A 569-nucleotide genomic window follows, 5' to 3' on the forward strand; every position below is an offset into this window, starting at 1 on the left:
GACCAAAAAGTAATAGACACAAGTCTAATGGAATCAAACGGTCAACAGTGGATAGAAGGCAAAGAAATAAGACCAGCAACAGTAACAAGTCTAGATAAAGACGCAGAAATATTAAAAGAAATAGATGGACTACCAAAAGGCTTAATCTTTGACGGAAAAACAATAACAGGAATCCCAGAACCAAGCAATGAAGGTTGGCCAGAAGACGGCAGTGGATTTAAAACAATAACATTAAAATTCAAAGCAAAGAAAAAAGGCAAACTCTTAGTAAGAAAAATCACATATTGGTTATACAGAGACAAAGATAGAGATGGCATATCCGATGACGAAGATAAAGATCACGGCGAAAAATTCACGCCACAAAGAAGCTCAAGCAAACCAATAATAGTAGAAGGGAAAGCCCCAAGTCTAGAAGAATACAAAGAAAGATTTTCAAACATACCAAAAGACGGTTCAGTAGAAGTAAGCTTTAAAAACAAACCAGACTACAGCAAAGTAAGCGAAACCCCACAAAGAGTGTACCTACAATTCAAAAGCAAAGGAACAAAAGAAGTAGGCGAAGCTTACGT

General features: G+C 36.7%; 1 pseudogene. It reads left to right on the forward strand.

Annotation, left to right across the window (positions count from 1 at the left end):
• Positions 1–569: pseudogene (locus HMPREF2782_RS06750) on the forward strand (FMN-binding protein); the annotation flags it as partial.

It is taken from the genome of Anaerococcus sp. HMSC068A02 (assembly GCF_001811125.1).
Classification (GTDB): Bacteria; Bacillota; Clostridia; order Tissierellales; family Peptoniphilaceae; genus Anaerococcus; species Anaerococcus vaginalis_C.